This is a genomic window from Curtobacterium sp. 260, assembly GCF_030803485.1.
Taxonomy (GTDB): domain Bacteria; phylum Actinomycetota; class Actinomycetes; order Actinomycetales; family Microbacteriaceae; genus Curtobacterium.
This window is the reverse complement of record NZ_JAURUY010000012.1, coordinates 77,580-96,073: the sequence shown is the minus strand read 5'-3', so window position 1 is coordinate 96,073 and position 18,494 is coordinate 77,580. Positions and strand designations below refer to the sequence as shown.

Sequence of the window (18,494 nt, the reverse complement as noted above, 5' to 3'; positions counted from 1 at the left end):
GGTCCGCGGGGCGGGGGGGCGCGCGGCGCGGCCCCCGCCGCGCCCGCGCCCCCCCCCCCCCCCCCCCGCCGCCCCCCCCCCCCCCCCGCGGCGCCCCCCCCCCCCCCCCCCCCCGCCCCCCCCCCCCGCTTCCGGTTGTTCGCGAGCAGGTCGCGCCGCGGAACGACAGAGGCGGCACGGCGGCCTCGCCCACCGCCCCGCGTCAGATCTTGCGGAGCAGCACCGAGTTGACCTTGTGGTTCGCGCCCTTCTTGAGCACGAGCGTCGCCCGGGAGCGCGTGGGCAGCACGTTCTCGAGCAGGTTCGGCTCGTTGATCGCCCGCCAGACCTCGGTCGCGGTCCGGACCGCGTCCTCGCGCGACAGCGAGGCGAAGCGGTGGAAGAACGAGTCCGGGCTCGAGAACGCCTCCTCCTGCAGGGCGAGGAACCGGTCGACGTACCAGGACTCGATGTCCTTGGTCTTGGCGTCGACGTAGATCGTGAAGTCGAACAGGTCGGACAGCGCGAGCCGCCCGTGCACCGGCGGCGCGAGCACGTTGAGGCCCTCGACGATGAGGACGTCCGGCTGCCGCACGACGATCTCGGCGTCGGGGACGATGTCGTAGACGAGGTGCGAGTAGAACGGCGCACGCACCTCGGCCGCCCCGCTCTTCACCTGGCTGACGAACCGCAGCAGCGCGCGACGGTCGTACGACTCCGGGAAGCCCTTGCGGTCCATGATGCCGCGGCGCTCGAGCTCGGCGTTCGGGTACAGGAAGCCGTCGGTGGTCACGAGTTCGACCCGCGGGGTGTCCGGCCAGCGCTTCGTCAGCTCGCGGAGCAGGCGCGCGACGGTCGACTTGCCGACCGCCACCGACCCGGCGACACCGATCACGAAGGGCGTCCGGCCGGCCCGCTCACCGAGGAAGCGGCTCGTCTCGGCGTGCAGGTCCCTGGCGCCAGCCGCGTACAGCGTCAGCAGGCGGGAGAGCGGCAGGTAGACCTCCTGGACCTCCTGCATGTCGAGCCGGTCGCCGAGGCCGCGCAGCTGCACGATCTCGGTCTCGGTGAGCGACAGGTGCTCCTTCGGTGCGAGCTGGGACCACTCGTCGCGCGGGATCTCCACGAACGGGGTCGGGTGCGCGACGGTGGCTTCCGTGATCGGCATGGGCACGAGCGTACAGACGGGAGGTGCGGCGGACGTGCGTGGACCGGCTGCGGTGATCCGCGCCTCCCGTCCGGTACCCGGTGCGTGTCCACGGGACGCGACCCGTCGTGCGGACGGTGACCGTCAGGCGGGCAGGGCCGCCTCGATGGCGGCGACGACCTCGGGGGCGTCCGGCTTCGTGGTCGGACGGAAGCGTGTGACGGAGCCGTCGGGGGCGACGAGGAACTTCTCGAAGTTCCAGCTCACCCGGCCGGCCTTGCCGGAGGCGTCGGGCGTCTCCTTGAGCGCTTGGTAGAGCGGGTGAGCGCCCCTGCCGTTCACCTTCACCTTCTCGGACATCGGGAAGGTCACACCCCAGGTGGTGGAGCAGTACTCGTCGATCGCCTCCGACGAGCCGAGTTCCTGCAGGAACTGGTTGCTCGGGAAACCGAGGACCGTGAAGCCGCGGTCGCCGTAGGTCTTCTGCAGGGCCTCGAGCTGCTCGTACTGCGGGGCGAGTCCGCAGCGCGAGGCCACGTTCACGACGAGGACGGCCCGGTCCGAGAACTGCGCGAAGGTGGTGTGCTCCCCGTGCAGCGTGGTGATCTCGATGTCGTCGAAGCGTCCCATGTCCCGAACGGTATCCCCACTCCTGCCCACTTGCAGGGTTGATCTCCAGCCAGACCGTAGGATCGTGCGCATGTGTGGAATCGTGGGCTACGTCGGCAGCAAGAGCAGCCAGGAGGTCCTCCTCGGTGGTCTCCGTCGTCTCGAGTACCGCGGCTACGACTCGGCGGGCATCGCCGTCGTCGACCGGCCGGGTGACCTCGTCTCGGCGAAGAAGGCCGGCAAGCTGCAGGCCCTGGTCGAGGAGCTCGAGTCGCACCCGATCGCCGACGGTGCCACCGGCATCGGGCACACCCGCTGGGCGACCCACGGCGGCCCGACCGACGGCAACGCCCACCCGCACCTGGCGGACGGCGGCAAGCTCGCGCTCATCCACAACGGCATCATCGAGAACTTCTCCGAGCTGAAGCAGGAGCTCGTCGCCGAGGGCGTGGAGTTCACCAGCGAGACCGACTCCGAGGTCGCCGCGCACCTCGTCGGTCGTGCGTTCCGCGAGACCGGGGACCTGACCGCTGCCGTGCAGCAGGTCGTGCAGCGGCTCGAGGGTGCCTTCACGATCCTCGTCGTGCACGCCGACCAGCCGGGCGTCGTCGTCGGTGCGCGCCGCAACTCGCCGCTCGTCGTGGGCCTCGGTGACGGCGAGAACTTCATGGGCTCCGACGTCGCGGCCTTCGTCGCCTACACGCAGCGTGCCCTCGCGATCGGCCAGGACGAGATCGCGACGATCCGTCCCGACGGCGTCGAGGTCGTGCACTTCGACGGCTCGCCGGCGACCCCCGAGGAGTTCGAGGTCAGCTGGGACGCCTCCGCCGCGGACAAGGGCGGCTGGAGCTCCTTCATGGCCAAGGAGATCAGCGAGGAGCCCGAGGCCGTCGCCAAGACGATCCTCGGTCGCGTGCACGACGGTGCCGTGACGCTGACCGACCTCGACCCGATCGCCGACCGGCTGCAGCAGGTCGACCGTGTCATCGTGATCGCGTGCGGCACGGCGGCGTACGCCGGCATCCTCGGCAAGTACGCCATCGAGCAGTGGGCACGCGTCCCCGTCGAGGTCGAGCTCGCCCACGAGTTCCGCTACCGCGACCCGGTGCTGAGCGACCGCACCCTCGTCGTCTCGATCAGCCAGTCGGGCGAGACCATGGACACGCTCATGGCCGTCAAGTACGCCCGCGAGCAGGGTGCGCAGGTGCTCTCGATCTGCAACACGCAGGGCGCCACCATCCCGCGCGAGTCCGACGCGGTGATCTACACGCACGCCGGCCCCGAGGTCGCCGTCGCGTCGACCAAGGCCTTCATCGCCCAGGGCGTCGCGCTGTACCTGCTCGGGCTGCACCTGGCCACGCTCAAGGGCACGCTCACGGCCGAGCAGATCGCCGAGCAGGTCAGCGAGCTCGAGGGCCTCGCACCGAAGCTCCAGCAGACCATCGACGACGCGTCCGGTGTCGCCGAGCTGGCGAAGTGGATGGCGGACACCCGGAGCGTGCTGTTCCTCGGCCGCCACGTCGGGTACCCGATCGCGCTCGAGGGGGCCCTCAAGCTCAAGGAGCTCGCGTACATCCACGCAGAGGGCTTCGCCGCCGGCGAGCTCAAGCACGGCCCGATCGCACTCATCGAGCCGGGGCAGATCGTCTTCGTGATCGTCCCGTCGCCGCGCGACCCGCGCTCGCTGCACCCGAAGGTGGTCTCGAACATCCAGGAGATCCGCGCCCGCGGTGCCCGGGTGATCGCCATCGCCGAGGAAGGCGACGCCGCCGTGCTGCCCTTCGCGGACGAAGTCCTGCGGATCCCGCTCGCCACGCCGCTGTTCGAGCCGCTGCTGGCCGTCGCGCCGCTGCACATGTTCGGCATGGAGCTCGCCGCCGCCAAGGGGCTCGACGTCGACCAGCCGCGCAACCTGGCGAAGTCGGTCACCGTCGAGTAGGCCCGCGTCGTGATCATCGGCATCGGGGTCGACGTCGTCGACACGGAGCGGTTCCGGGGTGTGCTCGAACGCACCCCGGCGCTCCGGACGCGGCTGTTCACCCCGGCCGAGCAGCTGCGCGACGGGGAGCCCCGACCGGTGTCGTCGCTCGCGGCCCGGTTCGCGGCGAAGGAAGCCCTCATCAAGGCGTTCGGGTCCAGTGCCGGGCTCAGCTGGCAGGACCTCGAGGTCGTGTCGGACGACCAGCGGAACCCGTCGCTCACGCTGCACGAGGGCGCTCGTCGGGTGGCGGCGGACCGGGGTGTGACGGACGTCCACCTGTCGCTGTCGCACGACGGCGGGATCGCGACGGCGTTCGTCGTCATCGAAGGAGGGGGCGCATGAGCGCGTTCACGGGGATCACGGTCGACCGCGAGGCCCTCATCGCGAACTACGCCACGGTGTCCGAGCAGGTGGCGCCGGCGGGTGTCATCGCGGTCGTCAAGGCGAACGCGTACGGGCACGGTGCGGTCGACGCCGCACGGGCGTTCGTCGACGCCGGTGCCGAGTGGCTCGGGGTCGCCGACGTCGAGGAGGGCATCGCGCTCCGCCGCGCCGGCATCGACGAGGGCGTCCGGATCCTGGCGTGGCTGCACGCCCCGGACGAGGACTTCCGGCGCGCCGCGCAGTACGACGTCACCCCGGCGGTGTCGAGCGTGTCCCAGCTCGCGGCCGCGGCCGACTCCGAGGTGCCCGCGGTGCACATCTGCGTCGACACCGGGCTGAGCCGGAACGGCGCGGTCGAGTCCGAGTGGGCCGAGCTCTTCGACACCGCCGGGCGGATCGCCCGGTCCGGCGGGCGCACCCGCGTCGAGGGCCTCATGTCGCACCTGTCGAACGCGTCCCGTGCCGACGACCTCGACCAGGACGCCGCACTCCAGCGGGCGCTCGACGGCCTGGCGGCGAACGGCATCGTGCCGGAGATCGTGCACCTCGCCGCGAGCGCCGCGGGCATCGCGGTGCCGGAGACGCGCCACGACGCCGCACGGGTCGGGCTCGCGCTCTACGGGCTCAGCCCCTTCGCCGACCGCACCTCGGCCGACCTCGGGCTCCGCCCGGCGATGCGCGTGACCGCCGCGGTGCTGCGGACCGTCCCGGTGGCCGCGGGCGACGGCGTCAGCTACGGCTACACCTGGCGTGCAGCGACGGACACCCGGCTCGCGGTGATCGGGCTCGGGTACGCCGACGGCTTCGACCGCGACCTCGGCAACCGGGTGTCGGTGCGCATCGGTGACCGGGAGTTCCCCGTCGTCGGCCGCGTCGCGATGAACGCCATGCACATCGACATCGGCGACGCCGATGTCCGGGTGGGCGACGAGGTCGTGCTCTGGGGCGACCCGGCGGACGGCGACCCCGCGGTCGAGGACTGGGCGGCGGCGATCGACACCATCAACTACGAGGTGGTCGCCAGGGTCGGCCGCAGCGTGGAACGGAGGACGACGTGAACGCCCCCCTTCGTCGGGCCCGGATCGACCTCGACGCCTACCGGTCGAACCTCGACCTCGTGCGCGAGTGGATGCACCCGGTCGAGGTCATGGCGATCATGAAGGCCGACGCCTACGGGCACGGTCTCGAGCCGATCGCGCTCGCGGCCGTCGACGCCGGCATCCGCTGGATCGGCGTGCTGACCGTGCCGGCCGCGCTGCGCCTCCGGGCGATCGGCGTCGGCGAGGACGTGCACCTGTTCACCTGGCAGCACGACCCGGCGCTCGACTTCCGCGACGCCGTCGACTCGGCGATCGACCTCGGCGTCTCGAACGTCGCCGAGCTGCAGCGGGTCGTCGACGCCGTCGACCAGCGCCCGGCACGGGTTCACCTCGGCGTCGACTCCGGCTTGCACCGCGACGGCGCGACCGCGGACGCCTGGCCGGAGCTGGTGGCACTCGCGATCGACGCGCAGCGCGCCGGCCGGATCGAGGTCGTCGCGGCGTACACGCACCTCGCGGAGTCGTCGGACGAGGACGACAGCGCCGCGGTCGCCGTGTTCGACCGGGCCGTCGAGACCGCGGAGGACCTCGGGCTCGACCTGCCGATGGAGCACGTCGCGGCCTCGCTCGCCGGGCTCGAGCGGAAGGAGTTCCGCAAGGACATGGTGCGGATGGGCGCGAACCTGCTCGGCATCCCGGGTGCCGAGGGCGTGTCCGCCGCCGACCTCGGGCTCGAGCCGGTGATGACGCTCACGGCCTCGGTCGCGAAGACGAAGCGGGTCCCGGTCGACACCGGCGTCTCCTACGACTACACGTACCGCACCACGTCGGAGACCACCCTGGCGCTCGTGCCCGTGGGCTACGCGGACGGGGTGCCGCGTCGTGCGCAGGGCCGCGTCGAGGTGACGATCGGCGGGAAGCGGTACCCGGTCGCCGGTCGCGTCGCGATGGACCAGTTCCTGGTCGACGTCGGCGACGACGAGGTCCGCGTCGGCGACGAGGTCGTGCTGTTCGGCACGGGGGAGCACGGCGAGATGACCGTCCTCGAGTGGGGCGAGGCGCTCGGCACCATCGGGGAAGAGGTGACCTGCCGGATCGGGGCCCGCGTCCCGCGCGAGGTCGTCGGGCACCAGGTCGAGGGCCGGGTCGGCGACTACCTGCGGGAGCAGCCGTGACGGACGCCCGGGTGCTGCTCGACACGACGGTGTCGACGACCGACGAGATGGGTGTGCTCGGTGCGCGGCTCGCACGTGTCCTGCGTGCTGGCGACCTCGTCGTGCTGACCGGGCCGCTCGGTGCGGGCAAGACGACGCTCACGCGTGGCCTCGGGGCCGCGCTCGGCGCGCGGGGGCAGGTGTCGAGCCCCACCTTCGTCCTCGCCCGGACCCACCCGACGACGACCGGCCCGGACCTGGTCCACGTCGACGCCTACCGGTTGAGCGACCCCGTGGAGCTCGACGACCTCGACCTCGACTGGGACGCCTCGGTCGTGGTGGTCGAGTGGGGCCGGGGCTTCGTCGACGGCATCGCGGACAGCATCCTCGACGTGGAGATCGTCCGTGCGACGGGAGCGGACGCGCCCGACGGCGACGTCGACGACCTCGATCCCGACGACGTGCCCGACGAACCCCGACGGGTGATCGTCACCGCGACCGGGCCGCGCTGGGCGGACGTCACGCTCTGACGGATCGCCGGGTCAGCGCGGCCGCACGGAGCTGGTCGGGTCGACGAAGAAGTCGGCGTAGGCCGGGTCGTCGACCGGCAACCACCCGAGTCGGGCGTGCACGAGTGCGTCGACGTCAGCGGGCGGCAGCAGGCCCCGACGGCGCCACTGCTCGGGATCGCGGTGCGCTGCCGTGCGCGGTGTCCAGGGCATCGGTGACCTCCCTCGTGCTGGTGGAACATCACCGGACACTACGCCACCGTCCGCCGTCCCGATCGCGCCTACGATGGACGCGTGCTCCTCGCCATCGACACGTCCGCCGGCACCTCGGTCGCCGTCGTCGACCCGGCCAGCGGTCGTGTGCTCGCCGAGCGCAGCACCGACGACTCCCGCCGGCACGCCGAGGTGATCGGCCCGTTCCTCGCCGAGGTGCTCGCCGAGGCCGGCGTCACCGGTGCCGACGTCACCGGGGTGGTCGCCGGCACGGGCCCCGGCCCCTTCACCGGCCTGCGCGTCGGGATCGCCGCCGCGCGCACCTTCGCCGCCGCCCGCGGCGTCCCCCTCCTCCCGCTCGTCAGCCACGACGCGATCGCGGCCGACCTGCAGCGGCACCCCGTCGTCGTCCTGACGGACGCGCGCCGCCGCGAGGTCTACTGGAGCGCCCACGACGAGACCGGCACGCGGGTCGCCGGTCCCGGACTCGCGAAGCCGGCGGACCTGGACGAGGCGATCCGCGCCTCCCGTCCGGAGGCCGTCGACTGGCCCCGCGAGACCGTCACGACCGTCCCGGCCGGGAGGCTCGGGTCGCTGGCAGCTGATCGGCTCGCCTCCGGCGCGCCCTTCGCCGACGACACCCCCCTCTACCTGCGTGACCCCGACGTCACCGTGCCGGGGGCCCCGAAGCGGGTCGTCCGGTGACCGGACTCCCCGCCGGCCTGCGGCTGCGCCGCGCGGTCCCGCAGGACCTCGACGACGTCATGTTCCTCGAGCACACGTCGTTCCCGACGGACGCCTGGACCTCGTCGCAGATGGCGGGGGAGCTGTGGTCCCCGCACGGGTACTACGTCGTGGTCGAGACGACCGAGGACGGCGCCCCGACGGTCGTCGGCTACGCCGGGCTGTCCTCGCTCGCGGGCAACCCCGTCGCCGACGTGCAGACCATCGCGGTCGCTGCCGAGCAGCGGGGCCGGGGCATCGGGAAGGTGCTCTTCACGGAGCTCCTCGACGAGGCCCGACGGCGTGACGTGCACGAGGTGTTCCTCGAGGTGCGCGCCGACAACCCCGTGGCGCAGGCGATGTACACCGCTGCCGGGTTCGAGCGCATCGCCGTGCGGCCCCGCTACTACCAGCCCGACGGTGTCGACGCGTGGGTGATGCGGGCGGAGCTCCCCGTCACCCCCGGTGCGTCCACCGGCGTCGGACCGATCGGACAGGAGACCCTCGGTGAGCGCGACTGACCCCCTGGTGCTCGGCATCGAGACGAGCTGTGACGAGACCGGCGTGGGCATCGTCCGCGGGACCACCCTGCTCGCCAACGTCATCGCGTCGAGCATGGACGAGCACGCCCGCTACGGCGGCGTCGTGCCCGAGGTGGCCGCACGGGCGCACCTCGAGGCCATGACCCCGACCCTGCACGAGGCCCTCGACCGCGCGGGTGTCACGCTCGACGAGCTCGACGCCGTGGCCGTGACCGCCGGTCCGGGGCTCGCCGGTGCCCTGATGGTCGGGGTGGGCGCGGCCAAGGCACTGGCGGTCGCGACGGGCAAGCCGCTGTACGGCGTGAACCACCTGGTCGGGCACGTCGGTGCGGACGTCCTGCGTGCGGACGGCAGCGCGATCGAGCTGCCGACCGTGGCGCTGCTCGTGTCCGGCGGCCACACGTCGCTGCTGCTCGTGCGGGACCTGGTCGGCGACGTCGAACTGCTCGGCGAGACGATCGACGACGCGGCCGGCGAGGCGTTCGACAAGGTCGCACGCCTGCTCGGACTGCCCTACCCGGGCGGGCCGCAGATCGACCGGGCGGCAGCGGAGGGCGACCCGACCGCGATCCGGTTCCCGCGCGGCCTGACGCTGCCGAAGGACATGGCGCAGCACCGGTACGACTTCTCGTTCTCCGGGCTGAAGACCGCCGTCGCGCGGTGGGTCGAGAAGTGCCGGGACGAGGGCCGCGAGGTCCCCGTCGCCGACGTCGCGGCGTCGTTCCGCGAGGCCGTCGTCGACGTGCTCCTCACGAAGGCGCTCGCCGCGTGCCGGGACACCGGTGTCGACCGCCTGCTGCTCGGGGGCGGGGTCGTCGCGAACGCACGGCTGCGTGCCGTCGCCGAGGAACGCTGCGCTGCCGCCGGGGTCGCGCTGCGGATCCCACCGTTCGACCTCTGCACCGACAACGGGGCCATGATCGCCGCGGTCGGTGCGCGCCTGGTGGCAGAGGGGCACGCGCCGAGCGACCTCGGCATCGCGGCGGACTCCACGCTGCCGGTGACGACCGTCCAGGTCTGAGTCGCGCGGCCGGGTGGCGCACGCCGACGCCTGAACCGGCTCCCGGCCCGTGTGGGAGGATGCTCAGCAGGCACCGACCGACCGGGTGCCGGGAGGGGTGGACGGTGTCCGATCAGAACCAGTGGCCGAAGCCGGGCGAGTCGAGCGGGGGAGACGACGGCCGGCAGCAGCAGGACGGGCAGTCGGGCAGCCAGCAGCCCGCGAACCCCTCCGCGCAGCCGGCGCAGGGCACCCCGTACGGCCAGGGCCAGCAGTCGTCGGGCGCCCCGTACGGTCAGGGCCAGCAGCCGTCGGGCAACCCGTACGCACCGCAGTCCCAGCAGGGCAACCCGTACGCGCAGCAGTCGCAGCAGGGCAACCCGTACGCGCAGCAGTCGCAGCAGGGCAACCCGTACGCGCAGCAGTCGCAGCAGGGCAACCCGTACGCGCAGCAGTCGCACCAGGGCAACCCGTACGCGGCCTCGAGCCCCCAGCAGAACCCCTACGCGCCGCAGCAGGGCGGGAACCCCTACGCGTCGCCGTACGCCACGAGCGGGTACCAGCCGTACGCCCAGCGCCCGAAGACGAACACCCTGGCGATCCTGTCGATCGTGTTCGCGTTCGCCGGGGTCGTCATCTGGCCGATCGTGATCCTCACGAGCCCCGCCGGCGCGATCATGGGGCACATCGCCCTCGGGAAGATCAAGCAGACGGGTGAGGGTGGCCGCGGACTGGCCCTCGCCGGGGTCATCGGCGGGTGGGTGCTGACCGGGCTCTACGTGCTCTTCGCGGTGATCTTCATCATCGCGATCGCGTCGAGCCACTCGTCCTCCGACCCGTACGGCTACGACTCGGGCGCCTTCATCCGCTGACCCGCGCCGAGCTGCACGGCTCCGTTCCGCGAGATCGACAGACCCCCGCCGATGTTCGGCGGGGGTCTGTCGCTGCCGCGGACGTGATCACGACAGCGACAGCGACAGCGAAAGCGAGAGCGAGAGCGACAGCGAGAGCGCCTCGCGCCGACCGCCCGCGCAGCCTCGCGCCCCGCTACCGCCCCGCGGCCGAGCCGGCCACGTCGGTGAGGCGCTCGCACAGGAGCGCGGTGTGCCGTCCCTCCAGACGGGTGAGCACGAGCGTCACCGACCGCCGCCCCCGCAGCCGCAACCGCTTCCGGAACTGCGCCGGGTCGACGTCGACGCCGCGCTTCTTGATCTCGACGGTGCCGACGTCCTCCGCCGCCAGGCGTGCCGACAGTTGCTTCACGTCGAGGGGCATCGTGTCCAGCACCCGGAACCCCTGCGCGAACGGCGTCGTCACGGCACGGTCCGACGTGACGTACGCGATGCCCTCGGAGAGCATCCGCCCGTCGATCGACCGCGCCAGGTCACCGATCAACCGCGCACGGATGACGGCGCCGTCCGGCTCGTACAGGTAGGCGCCGACGGGACCGACCTCGACGTCCTCGGCGTCCGCCGGGCCGGTGAGCTCGGCGATGCCGTGACCGCCGATGACGGTGGCCGCGCGCCGGACGCCGTCACGGGCGAGGGGCCCGGACCACAGGACGAGCTCGACGACCTCGCGGTCGACGGACACCCACTGGGCCTCGAGCGTGTCCGGGATCAGGTCGCGGTCGATGCCCGGGCCGAGCTTCACGCCCGTCGGGGTCGTCGTCGCGGCGGCGAACACGGTGTCGAGCGACGGCGACCAGTCGTCCGGGTCGGCCAGGCGCCTCGTGTTCGCGTGCCCGGCCGTGCGTCGCGCGGGGTCCATCCAGACGCCGTCGACCCGGGACAGGTCGAAGGCGGCCGCGTCGCCGAGCTCGACCCGGGCGTTCGGCCAGAGCGCGAGGTTGTGCGTCGCGACCGCCGCGGTCACCTCGTCGCGGTCGACGGCGGTGACGTCGAGGTCGAGCGCGGCCATCGCCATGGCGTCGCCACCGATCCCGCAGCCGAGGTCCGCGACCCGGGTCAGTCCGGCGGCGGCGAAGCGACCGGCGTGCTGCGCGGCGACCTGCAGTCGGGTGGCCTGTTCGAGGCCGGCCTCGGTGAAGAGCATCCGCGCGGCGAAGTCCCCGAACTTCGCGCGGGCCTTCTGGCGGAGCTTCGCCTGGGTCAGCACGGCTGCCACGAGCCCCGGGTCGTGTCCCTCGCCACGGAGCCGGGAGACCACCCGGACGATCTCGCCCCCGTCCGAGACGCCGGGGGTACGGTCGAGCAGGGCCATCCCCTCGGGGGTCAGCAGCTGGGCGAGGTCGGCGGCTTCCACCCGTCGATCCTCCCAGGTCGCCGGGGAGGCCCGACACGTGCTGGCACTCGGATTGACCGAGTGCCAGACTGTCCCTAGAGTTGTGGTTGGCACTCTCCTGTGCGTAGTGCCAACCGGTTCCCATCTGTACCGAGTCAGTACCGAGAAAGAAGAGGTCACCGTGGCCGTCACCATCAAGCCGCTCGAGGATCGCATCGTCATCCGCCAGGTCGAGGCGGAGCAGACCACCGCTTCCGGTCTCGTCATCCCGGACACCGCGAAGGAGAAGCCCCAGGAGGGCGAGGTCGTCGCAGTGGGTCCGGGTCGCATCGACGACAACGGCAACCGCGTGCCGCTCGACGTCGCCGTCGGCGACAAGGTCATCTACTCGAAGTACGGCGGCACCGAGGTCAAGTACTCCGGCGAGGACCTGCTCGTCCTCTCGGCGCGCGACGTCCTCGCGGTCATCGAGCACTGAGACCAGCAGCTCTCGTCACGAACGCCCCGTCCGGCTCGCAGCCGGCGGGGCGTTCGTGCGTCCGGGCGCGTGTCGCTGCGGCGCTCCCGGCCCGTCCCGGTGGTCGGCCTGGAGGCGCGCTGTCCGCCCGCAGCGTCCGCGCCCCTTCCTAGGATGGTTCCGTGAGTGAAGCGACCCCGGCTCGTCCGGCACGCAGCGAGGCATCCGTCGGCGTCGTGCAGGCGATCGTCGCGTACGGACTCTGGGGACTGATGCCCCTGCTCTTCGCCGCGATGGCCCCCGCCGGCGCGTTCGAGATCGTCGCCTGGCGGATCGTCTTCGGCCTGGTCTTCTGCGCGGTGGCGATCGCCGTCACCCGGTCGTGGCTCCGCACCCGCTCCCTGCTCGCCCAGCGCCGGGTGATGCTCGTGATGGGACTCGCGGCCGTGCTCATCCTGGTGAACTGGACCGTGTACGTCGCCGCGACGACGACGGGCCACACGGTCGAGGCGGCGCTCGGGTACTTCATCAACCCGCTCGTCACGATCGCCCTCGGCGTGGTCGTGCTCCGCGAGCGCCTGCGTGCGGCGCAGTGGGTGGCCGTCGGCATCAGCGTCGTCGCGGTCGTCGTCATCGCGGTCGGCTACGGGCAGGTGCCGTGGGTCTCGCTCGCGCTGGCGTTCTCGTTCGGGTGCTACGGCCTGGTGAAGAAGCGGGTCGGAGGCACCGTCGACGCGCTGAGCGGCCTGACGATCGAGACCGTCTGGCTGGTCCCGATCGCCGTGGGGGCGCTCGTCGTGCTCGGCGTCACGGGTCTCGGCGGCGGGGTGACGTTCACGAGCGAGGGGTGGCCGCACGTCCTCGTCACGGTGCTCACCGGGCCCGCGACCGCGGTGCCGCTGCTGCTCTTCGCGTCGTCCGCCCGGCGGGTGTCCCTGTCGACGCTCGGCCTGACGCAGTACCTCGCGCCGGTGATGCAGCTCCTGGTCGGGGTGGTCGTGCAGCACGAGGCGATGCCGCCCGCGCGGTGGATCGGCTTCGGGATCGTCTGGGTCGCGCTCGTGGTCCTGACGGTCGACAGCTTCGTGGCGGCCCGGGCCGCGCGGCGGCGGACGCTCGCCCCTGCGGCGGCCGAGCCGGCCTGACGGGCGCGAGCCGCGCCTCCCGTCCGCCCCCCGGTGCCCGCGCGCGGTTCGGAGCGCTGTGCCGAGGCTCGGCCATGCGGACAGTTCCGCAGCCCCGCGCCCGCGGATCTGTCCGCGGACGCGAGTCTCGCGGGGACGACGTCGGCCCCGGACCTGCATGAGGTCCGGGGCCGACGTCGCGTGCTGCGTGTTACTTCGAGACCGAGCCCTGGATGGCGGTCTGGTACACGGGCTTGTTGTCGCCGTCGAACTTGTAGATGCCGATGTAGGCGCTCGACGGGTCGTTCTTGCTGTCGAACGGACCGATGCCGGACGGGCCGGTGTACTGGATGTCCTCACCCTTGTCGAGCAGGTCCTTGCACGCCTTGAACGTCTCGCACTTCGTGCCGCCGTCCGCACCGGACACCGCGGCCATGTTGGCCTGGATGGTGCCCGAGTCGGTGCCCTTGCCCTTCACCGCGGCCAGCGCAGCGAGGGTCGTGGCGTCGTAGGACTCGGCAGCGTACGAGTAGTCAGCCAGCTCCTTGCCCGAGGACTGCTTGTAGAAGTCCGACAGGCGCTGCTTCAGCTCGTCCTTCGGGCTGGCGCCGGGGATGGTGCCCTGCGCGCCCTCGAGGGTGCCCGGGTCGAAGTCCTTCGAGTAGTCCGCGGTGTTGCCGTCGGACATGTAGATCTTCGACATGTCGGCGTTCTGCGACTTGAGCTCCGGGATGATCGACTTCGTCTCGTCGAAGGCGAGCACCACGATGGCGTCCGGCTTCGCGGCGAGCGCAGCGGTGACCTCGGACGAGAACGTCGTCTGTCCGGGCGGGAACTCCTGACCCTTGCCCTTGCCGCCGTAGACGACCTGGCCGCCCGAGTCCTCGATCGCCTGCTGCACGGTGTCGCGGAGACCCGTGCCGTAGGTGTCGTTGAAGACCAGGAACGCGACCTTGGCGTTGCCGTCACCCGTGACGAGCTGGCCGAGGGCCGAGCCCTGCACCGAGTCCGGCGGCGCGGTCCGGTAGTAGTGCGACGAGTACCCGGACAGGTCGGTCGCGGTGTTCGCCGGCGAGATCTGCACGATGCAGTTGCTCGTCAGCTGGTCGATGACGTTGAGCGTGACGCTCGACGACTCGGCGCCGATGACGACCGGCACCTTGGCGTTGACGAGCTTCGTCGCGGCCGAGCTCGACACGGTCATGTCGTTGCTGTCGCCCGAGTCGGTCGCGGGGTCGATGCTGACGTCCTTGTCGAGCACGCCACCGGCCGAGTTGATGTCCTCGACCGCGAGGCCGACGCCGGACTCGGCGGGCGGGTTGAGGTACGACAGGGTGCCCGTCAGCGGGAGGATCGTGCCGATCTTCAGCGCGTCGGTACCGGGGGTGTCGGGGGCCTTGCAGCTCGCCGCCGGGTCCTTCTTCGCACCGCCGGCGGAGGCGGAGGAAGTGGTCTCGGCGCTGCCGCTGGTGGAACACGCGGCGAGGAGGAGCGCTGCCGCTCCCGCCACTGCCAGTGCCGTGGTGGCACGGGTGGTTCTGGTCATCCGTGGAGCCCTTTCTCTGCGCGGAGGCCCAACCGCATCGGGTCGAGCGCGGTCTCCTCCACGTGGGTTGCCGAGAAAACTAGGGCCGAAGTGTTTCGCGTGTGTGTCCGAGATCATCACCTGGACGTTTCGTTACACACCCGTGACGAAACTGAGGAGGCGCACGGGAACCCCTGATGAGGAGTCCGTCCGGACGGTCTTCGCACTCGCCGAGGCCCGTGCGGACCGTTCGGGATCGGCTGGAGCGCTCCCGCGCGGGGCTCGTCGGCGGCGTTCTGTGCAGGGGGCGCGGACCCGGGGGAGCACTGCGGCGGTCGCGCGTACGGTCCGGCCCATGAGCGACGCAGCTTCCACCACCACCTTCCGTCCCACGCGCGCGATCGTCACCGGCGCCGAGTCCGGCATCGGCAAGGCCACCGCGGTGGCGCTCGCTGCCGCCGGCATGGACGTCGGCATCACCTACCTGTCCGAGCCCGAGCGCGCCGAGGAGACCGCCGCCGAGGTCCGACAGGCGGGACGGCAGGCCTTCGTCGAGCAGATCGACGTGACGCAGCTCGACCAGGCGGGCGCCGTGATCGACCGCCTCGTGGCGCAGCTCGGCGGTGTGGACGTGATCGTCGCCGATGCGGGCACGGGCGACAACGCGCCGTTCCTGGACATCACGCTCGAGCAGTGGCGGCACACCGTCGCCACCGACCTCGACGGGGCGTTCGTCACGATCCAGGCAGCAGCGCGGCACATGGTCGGACAGGGCACCGGCGGGCGGATCATCGGCATCACGAGCGTCCACGAGCACCAGCCCCGGTACGGGTCGAGCGCGTACGACGCAGCGAAGCACGGGCTCGGTGGGCTCCTGAAGACGATCGCGATCGAGCTCGCTCCGTCCGGGATCACGGCCAACGCCGTCGCGCCGGGCGAGATCGCGACCCGGATGACCGGTTCCGAGGACGAGGACCCGCACACGATCTCCCGGCCGGGGGTCCCGCTCGGCCGGCCGGGCAACGCGTGGGAGATCGCAGCCGCGGTGGCGTTCCTGGCCAGCCCCGCGTCGTCGTACATCACGGGGGTGTCCCTGCCCGTCGACGGCGGCATGCTCCAGATGGGCCCCCACGGCGGCAGCCACATCACCTCCGACGACTGGCGGAGCGCGTAGGGCGGCGGGGGCGGCGGCGGCTCTCCGCGAAACGCAACCTCGGCGTCTGCTCGCAGCGCTGTGCCGCTGCGAGCAGCCGTCGAGGTTGCGTCTTGCGGGGACAGCCGTCATGCGCCGGTCGGGAGGCCCGCGGTGCGCAACACGATCTGCAGGCGTCCCGGGGTGCGCACCTCCGACCACCCCCCCCACCGCACGACGCGACGGACCTCCGGTCGGAGCAGGAGTACCTGCTCGCGGGCCTTCTCACGGCGGACGGCGTCCGGGCCGTCGTACTTCTCGAGACCGTCGAACTCGCCGACGATCCCGGCGCGCGGCCACCAGAAGTCGACCCGGAACCGGCCGAACGCCTGCTGCAGGACGGGCGGTGGGAAGCCGTCCTCGTCCAGCCGGACCCGGTTGACCGATTCGCCCGGCGACTCGGCACGGGGATCGGCGAACCGCAGCGCTCGCCGCGCCTTGGTCATGCCCCGCGGCGTCGGCCACGCAGCGAACGCCCGGCGGATCTCGTCGGCCTCGAGCAGGTGTTCACGCAGCACGTGGTCGAGCACCGCGACCCCGTGCTCGTAGGAGGTGCTCCGCACGACGTCGACGACCGTCCGCAGCGGAGTGGTCACGCGGCGCCCGTCCACGTCCGTCACCTCGTCGTCCTCGAGCGCGGCTGCGTGCCGGACGACCCGACGCCCCGAGTGCGTCGTCCCGAGCAGGGGATCGGTGGCGTGGACCCGCCGGTCCGGACGGTCGACGTCGGGGAGCCCCCAGAGCAGCGCTGCCGAGCGGTGCGAGAGCACGCGCCACTCGCCCACCGTCGTGATGACGGCCTCGAGTTCGACCCGCTGCCGTTCGGGCACGGTGGCTGCTCGCCAGCCCCGGGCGTCGACCGCGACGCCGTGGGTGACCCGGACGAGTTCACCGTGCCGGACGGCCTGCTGTGCGGCACGGTCGTCGGACGTCAGGAGGACGAGGGGCAGTGGCTCGTGCATGCGCCCGAGCCTCGACGAGCACAGGCGGGATCGAGCGCCGTCGTCCGGATCTGTGGACAACCCCTCCGCGAAACGCAACGTCGGCGGCCCCTCGCAGCGGTGTAGCGCTGCGACGAACCGCCGACGTTGCGTCTTGCGGAAGGGAGGAGACCGGGGTCAGCCGCGGTAGTTCGGGGCCTCGACGACCATCTTGATGTCGTGCGGGTGGGACTCCTTGAGCCCGGCCGCGGTGATGCGGACGAACTTGCCGCGGGCCTTGAGCTCCGGCACCGTGCGGCCACCGACGTAGAACATCGACTGCCGCAGTCCGCCGACGAGCTGGTAGACGGCGTTCGCCACCGAGCCGCGGTAGGGGACCTGGCCCTCGATGCCCTCGGGGATGAGCTTCTCGTCCGAGGGGACGTCGGCCTGGAAGTAGCGGTCCTTCGAGTACGAGGTCTTCTCGCCGCGGGTCTGCAGTGCGCCGAGGGAGCCCATCCCGCGGTACGCCTTGTACTGCTTGCCGCCGACGAAGACGAGCTCGCCCGGGCTCTCGTCGGTGCCCGCGAGGAGCGACCCGAGCATGACGGTGTCAGCGCCGGCGACCAGGGCCTTCGCGATGTCGCCCGAGTACTGCAGACCGCCGTCGGCGATGACCGGCACGCCGGCCTCACGCGCGGCGAGCGACGCCTCGTACACGGCGGTGACCTGCGGGACGCCGACGCCGGCGACCACGCGGGTGGTGCAGATCGAGCCCGGCCCGACGCCGACCTTGACGGCGTCGACGCCGGCGTCGATGAGCGCCTGCGCGCCCTGTCGGGTCGCCACGTTGCCGCCGATGACGTCGATGCCGGCGAACGACGGGTCGGCCTTCAGGCGGCGGACCATGTCGAGCACGCCCTCGCTCTCGCCGTTGGCGGTGTCGACGACGAGCACGTCCACGCCCGCGTCGCGCAGGGCCTCGGCGCGCTGCCAGGCGTCGCCGAAGAAGCCGATCGCGGCGCCGACGCGCAGGCGGCCCTCGTCGTCCTTCGTGGCGTCCGGGTACTTCTCGCTCTTGTCGAAGTCCTTGACGGTGATGAGGCCGCGGAGCTTGCCGTCGGCGTCGACGAGCGGGAGCTTCTCGATCTTGTGCTGCGCGAAGATCGCGACGGCGTCCTCGGGGTCGATGCCCTCGGGCGCGGTGATGAGGGGCGCCTTGGTCATGACGTCGCGGACGAGGGTGGTCGCCGTCTCGAACGGTGCGACGAAGCGCATGTCACGGTTCGTGATGATGCCGACGAGGGTGCCGTCCGACTCGACGACCGGCAGCCCGGAGACGCGGAACTGCCCGCAGACGGCGTCGACCTCGGCCACGGTCGCGTCCGGGGTCGTCGTCACGGGGTTGGTGATCATGCCGGACTCGGACCGCTTGACCTTGTCGACGTACGCCGCCTGGTCCGCGATGGACATGTTGCGGTGGAGGATTCCGATGCCGCCCTGACGGGCCATCGCGATCGCCATGCGCGCCTCGGTCACGGTGTCCATCGCCGCCGACAGCAGCGGGACGTGCACGTCGATGCGCTTCGTGAGCCGGGACGTCGTGGACGCCTCGCTCGGGATGACGTCGGTGTGCCCGGGCAGGAGCATGACGTCGTCGTACGTGAGTCCGATGAATCCGAACGGATCCGGCTGGTCCATGGTTCCCCTTCGTGGGCGAGGTGAAGTGGTGGCACCGGGGCGCGTCGTCG

General features: G+C 72.1%; 19 protein-coding genes. 12 read left to right on the top strand and 7 right to left on the bottom strand.

All coding sequences use genetic code 11. The annotated features are described in order from the left end of the window. Positions 1 to 202: 202 nt before the first annotated feature. Complete coding sequence (gene coaA / locus J2X59_RS13235; RefSeq protein WP_066656980.1) at positions 203 to 1,147, bottom strand: type I pantothenate kinase; 945 nt, start codon at positions 1,145 to 1,147, stop codon at positions 203 to 205. Positions 1,148 to 1,270: 123 nt separating this feature from the next. Next, complete coding sequence (locus tag J2X59_RS13230; protein WP_209685286.1) at positions 1,271 to 1,756, bottom strand: glutathione peroxidase; 486 nt, start codon at positions 1,754 to 1,756, stop codon at positions 1,271 to 1,273. A 70-nt stretch (positions 1,757 to 1,826) separates the two neighbouring features. Here J2X59_RS13230 and glmS point away from each other — a divergent pair, with 70 nt between their 5' ends. The 5 genes from glmS to tsaE are packed head-to-tail and all read left to right on the top strand — an operon-like array spanning position 1,827 to position 6,824. Further along, complete coding sequence (glmS, locus tag J2X59_RS13225; protein ID WP_326496988.1) at positions 1,827 to 3,674, top strand: glutamine--fructose-6-phosphate transaminase (isomerizing); 1,848 nt, start codon at positions 1,827 to 1,829, stop codon at positions 3,672 to 3,674. Positions 3,675 to 3,683: 9 nt separating this feature from the next. Beyond that, the gene (locus J2X59_RS13220) at positions 3,684 to 4,058 is read left to right on the top strand and encodes a holo-ACP synthase (RefSeq protein WP_209685290.1); all 375 of its coding nucleotides are present in this window, start codon (positions 3,684 to 3,686) and stop codon (positions 4,056 to 4,058) included. Further along, the gene (gene alr, locus J2X59_RS13215) at positions 4,055 to 5,158 is read left to right on the top strand and encodes an alanine racemase (RefSeq protein WP_326496987.1); all 1,104 of its coding nucleotides are present in this window, start codon (positions 4,055 to 4,057) and stop codon (positions 5,156 to 5,158) included. The genes J2X59_RS13220 and alr (J2X59_RS13215) overlap by 4 nt, the downstream gene beginning before the upstream one ends. Then, complete coding sequence (alr, locus tag J2X59_RS13210; RefSeq protein WP_326496986.1) at positions 5,155 to 6,315, top strand: alanine racemase; 1,161 nt, start codon at positions 5,155 to 5,157, stop codon at positions 6,313 to 6,315. The genes alr (J2X59_RS13215) and alr (J2X59_RS13210) overlap by 4 nt, the downstream gene beginning before the upstream one ends. Beyond that, positions 6,312 to 6,824 (top strand): tRNA (adenosine(37)-N6)-threonylcarbamoyltransferase complex ATPase subunit type 1 TsaE, encoded by a 513-nt coding sequence (tsaE, locus tag J2X59_RS13205; protein WP_326496985.1) that lies wholly within the window; start codon positions 6,312 to 6,314, stop codon positions 6,822 to 6,824. The genes alr (J2X59_RS13210) and tsaE overlap by 4 nt, the downstream gene beginning before the upstream one ends. A 12-nt stretch (positions 6,825 to 6,836) precedes the next feature. Here the strand turns inward: tsaE and J2X59_RS13200 are convergent, their stop codons facing one another. Further along, positions 6,837 to 7,016 carry a hypothetical protein gene (locus J2X59_RS13200; protein WP_326496984.1) on the bottom strand — a complete coding sequence of 60 codons (180 nt, stop codon included), beginning with the start codon at positions 7,014 to 7,016 and terminating at the stop codon, positions 6,837 to 6,839. Positions 7,017 to 7,097: 81 nt separating this feature from the next. On the opposite strand from J2X59_RS13200, the gene tsaB reads away from it, so the two are divergent. The 4 genes from tsaB (at position 7,098) to J2X59_RS13180 (ending at position 10,153) form a co-directional block, all read left to right on the top strand. Further along, entirely contained in the window at positions 7,098 to 7,721 is a 624-nt protein-coding gene (gene tsaB / locus J2X59_RS13195; protein WP_251160913.1) for a tRNA (adenosine(37)-N6)-threonylcarbamoyltransferase complex dimerization subunit type 1 TsaB, read from the top strand. Next, a complete protein-coding gene (gene rimI, locus J2X59_RS13190; protein WP_326496983.1) occupies positions 7,718 to 8,260 on the top strand; it encodes a ribosomal protein S18-alanine N-acetyltransferase in 543 nt (180 codons plus the stop codon). Before tsaB ends, rimI begins: the two co-directional genes overlap by 4 nt. Continuing rightward, positions 8,247 to 9,302, top strand: a complete 1,056-nt coding sequence (tsaD, locus tag J2X59_RS13185; RefSeq protein WP_326496982.1) for a tRNA (adenosine(37)-N6)-threonylcarbamoyltransferase complex transferase subunit TsaD — start codon at positions 8,247 to 8,249, stop codon at positions 9,300 to 9,302. The genes rimI and tsaD overlap by 14 nt, the downstream gene beginning before the upstream one ends. A 104-nt stretch (positions 9,303 to 9,406) precedes the next feature. Continuing rightward, on the top strand, positions 9,407 to 10,153 hold the full coding sequence (locus J2X59_RS13180; protein ID WP_326496981.1) for a DUF4190 domain-containing protein: 747 nt from the start codon (positions 9,407 to 9,409) through the stop codon (positions 10,151 to 10,153). Between the two features lie 175 nt (positions 10,154 to 10,328). Here the strand turns inward: J2X59_RS13180 and J2X59_RS13175 are convergent, their stop codons facing one another. Further along, positions 10,329 to 11,546: a class I SAM-dependent methyltransferase gene (locus J2X59_RS13175; RefSeq protein ID WP_326496980.1), complete on the bottom strand. Its 1,218-nt coding sequence runs from the start codon at positions 11,544 to 11,546 to the stop codon at positions 10,329 to 10,331. Between the two features lie 160 nt (positions 11,547 to 11,706). Here J2X59_RS13175 and groES point away from each other — a divergent pair, with 160 nt between their 5' ends. Continuing rightward, positions 11,707 to 12,003 (top strand): co-chaperone GroES, encoded by a 297-nt coding sequence (groES, locus tag J2X59_RS13170; RefSeq protein ID WP_056121496.1) that lies wholly within the window; start codon positions 11,707 to 11,709, stop codon positions 12,001 to 12,003. A gap of 161 nt (positions 12,004 to 12,164) precedes the next feature. Then, positions 12,165 to 13,127 carry an EamA family transporter RarD gene (rarD, locus tag J2X59_RS13165; protein WP_326496979.1) on the top strand — a complete coding sequence of 321 codons (963 nt, stop codon included), beginning with the start codon at positions 12,165 to 12,167 and terminating at the stop codon, positions 13,125 to 13,127. Between the two features lie 190 nt (positions 13,128 to 13,317). On the opposite strand, the gene J2X59_RS13160 is transcribed toward rarD, so the two are convergent. Continuing rightward, positions 13,318 to 14,652 (bottom strand): ABC transporter substrate-binding protein, encoded by a 1,335-nt coding sequence (locus J2X59_RS13160; RefSeq protein WP_066656937.1) that lies wholly within the window; start codon positions 14,650 to 14,652, stop codon positions 13,318 to 13,320. 334 nt (positions 14,653 to 14,986) lie between these two features. Here J2X59_RS13160 and J2X59_RS13155 point away from each other — a divergent pair, with 334 nt between their 5' ends. Beyond that, positions 14,987 to 15,805, top strand: a complete 819-nt coding sequence (locus J2X59_RS13155) for an SDR family oxidoreductase (protein WP_326496978.1) — start codon at positions 14,987 to 14,989, stop codon at positions 15,803 to 15,805. A gap of 107 nt (positions 15,806 to 15,912) precedes the next feature. On the opposite strand, the gene J2X59_RS13150 is transcribed toward J2X59_RS13155, so the two are convergent. Continuing rightward, positions 15,913 to 16,785 (bottom strand): hypothetical protein, encoded by an 873-nt coding sequence (locus tag J2X59_RS13150; protein ID WP_326496977.1) that lies wholly within the window; start codon positions 16,783 to 16,785, stop codon positions 15,913 to 15,915. A gap of 156 nt (positions 16,786 to 16,941) precedes the next feature. After that, positions 16,942 to 18,444 (bottom strand): IMP dehydrogenase, encoded by a 1,503-nt coding sequence (guaB, locus tag J2X59_RS13145; RefSeq protein WP_066656935.1) that lies wholly within the window; start codon positions 18,442 to 18,444, stop codon positions 16,942 to 16,944. Positions 18,445 to 18,494 lie beyond the last annotated feature (50 nt).

Coding starts and splice junctions, on each gene's coding strand:
- coaA (WP_066656980.1), bottom strand. CDS start 1,147: ATGCCGATCACGGAAGCCACCGTCGCGCACCCGACCCCGTTCGTGGAG.
- J2X59_RS13230 (WP_209685286.1), bottom strand. CDS start 1,756: ATGGGACGCTTCGACGACATCGAGATCACCACGCTGCACGGGGAGCAC.
- glmS (WP_326496988.1), top strand. CDS start 1,827: ATGTGTGGAATCGTGGGCTACGTCGGCAGCAAGAGCAGCCAGGAGGTC.
- alr (WP_326496987.1), top strand. CDS start 4,055: ATGAGCGCGTTCACGGGGATCACGGTCGACCGCGAGGCCCTCATCGCG.
- J2X59_RS13200 (WP_326496984.1), bottom strand. CDS start 7,016: ATGCCCTGGACACCGCGCACGGCAGCGCACCGCGATCCCGAGCAGTGG.
- J2X59_RS13160 (WP_066656937.1), bottom strand. CDS start 14,652: ATGACCAGAACCACCCGTGCCACCACGGCACTGGCAGTGGCGGGAGCG.
- J2X59_RS13155 (WP_326496978.1), top strand. CDS start 14,987: ATGAGCGACGCAGCTTCCACCACCACCTTCCGTCCCACGCGCGCGATC.
- J2X59_RS13150 (WP_326496977.1), bottom strand. CDS start 16,785: ATGCACGAGCCACTGCCCCTCGTCCTCCTGACGTCCGACGACCGTGCC.
- guaB (WP_066656935.1), bottom strand. CDS start 18,444: ATGGACCAGCCGGATCCGTTCGGATTCATCGGACTCACGTACGACGAC.